Source organism: Meridianimarinicoccus marinus, assembly GCF_040689105.1.
In the GTDB taxonomy this organism is placed as follows: domain Bacteria; phylum Pseudomonadota; class Alphaproteobacteria; order Rhodobacterales; family Rhodobacteraceae; genus Meridianimarinicoccus; species Meridianimarinicoccus marinus.
This window is the reverse complement of sequence record NZ_JBFBVU010000073.1, coordinates 1-1664: the sequence shown is the minus strand read 5'-3', so window position 1 is coordinate 1664 and position 1664 is coordinate 1. Positions and strand designations below refer to the sequence as shown.

General features: G+C 63.4%; 1 protein-coding gene and 1 pseudogene. Both read right to left on the bottom strand.

Going from position 1 to position 1664, the window contains the following annotated elements:
* Positions 1–333, bottom strand: a 333-nt coding sequence (locus AB0T83_RS20175) for a hypothetical protein (RefSeq protein ID WP_366194988.1), incomplete at its 3' end; no start/stop codon positions are given.
* Positions 288–1664, bottom strand: a pseudogene (gene tnpC / locus AB0T83_RS20170) (IS66 family transposase); the annotation flags it as partial. The gene AB0T83_RS20175 and the pseudogene tnpC, both read right to left, overlap by 46 nt.

Here is a 1664-nt window from a genome sequence, read left to right as displayed (position 1 = left end):
CTCGTCGGCCATGATGCGTTCGATGAGGTCGGCGTCACATTGCTCGTCGCAGAGGAACTCGCGGATCCCGCCATCCCATGTTCGGACGTCAGCGAGGAATTCCTGCAGGCATTCGATGCCGCGGTCCGTGAAGGTCGTGATGCCCTCCTCGGTTCCGTCGTCGACCCAGATCATCTCGCCATAGTCGATGTTGTCGGTATTGGCGCTGACAAGCTCGATGAGTTCGAGGTTCTCGCCGATCCTTTTGGCGACCTCGTCGATGGTGTGGACATTGATGACCCGGCCCATCAGGCGGCCTCGGCCGCTCGGGTTGCTGGTGTCTGCCAATTCCATGGGAGCAACTCCGGCAGCCGTGAGACGGGCATATCTGAGATGCGTGCGATGACGTCGGCGAGCCAGGCTTGCGGGTCGACGTCGTTCAACTTGGCCGTGCCGATCAGCGTGTACATGGCGGCTGCGCGTTGCCCGCCTCGCTCTGATCCGGCAAAGAGCCAGGACTTTCTGCCAAGGGCCACACCGCGCAGCGATCTTTCGGCGGCGTTGTTCGTCAGGCAGACCTGGCCATCCTCGAGGAACCGGGTGAAGCCCGGCCAGTGGTTCGCTGACAGCAGGTAGTCACTTGCTTTGGCGACCTTCGCGTGTTTTGAAAGCTTCGCTCTCTCGCCTCGCAGCCAGCGTTCCAGGTTTTCGACGAGTGGTACCGACAGGCGTCGGCGCGCCTCAAGCCGGCCGGCGGGATCGAGGCCGTTGATATCGCGTTCGATATCGAACAGGGCATCGATCCGCTTCACGGCCTCGAAGGCGATGGGCGAGATATCCTTGGACGACTTGCCCTTGCGGATGTTCCCCTCGACATCGGCCAGTTCGAAGAACTTGCGGCGGGCATGGCTCCAACACAGCGCGGGCAGAACCGGGCCTGGCATACGATCGCCTGGTAGAGTTGGTTGTACCCGGCATAAGCGTCGGCCTGGAGAATGCCCTGCCAGCCCGTGAGATGTCCTGTAGGATGTTCCCCGCCCCGGTCGCGGGAGAACTTGAAGACCACGGCCGGCGGGGCGGTTCCGGCAAACGGGCGGTCATCGCGGACGTAGGTCCAGAGCCGCGCCGTTTTCGTCCCGCCGCGGGCCAGCAGCGGAACCGTCGTATCGTCGCCATGCAACCGTTCGGCGGCCATCACATGCGCCTCGATCAGCGCCTGCAGCGGTTTCAGCGACTCGGTCACCGCGCCGACCTGATCGGCGAGCGTGGACAGGCTCAGTTCCACGCCTTCTCGGGCATAGCGTTCCGCCTGACGGTTCAATGGTTGATGCTGGCTGTATTTTTCGCACACGATCATAGCCAGCAGGCTCGGTCCCGCCCAGCCGCGGGGAACCGGGTGGAAGGGCGCCGGGGCTTGCGCGATCTTCTCGCAGTCGCGGCACGTGAACTTCTCGCGGACGGTCTGAACCACCTTCCACTGCCGGGGGATAACCGCCAACGTGTCAGTGACATCCTCACCCATTTTCACAATGCGATCCGAACCGCAGCAGGTGCAGTTCGCCGGTGCCTCGACCACGACCCGTTCGCGCGGCAGATGGTCGGGAAACGGTTTCTTCACGGGTTTGCGCCGCTCGAACGACGCGACCTTCGTCGCCTTCTCTGCCGCCTGTTCGGCATGGACCTCA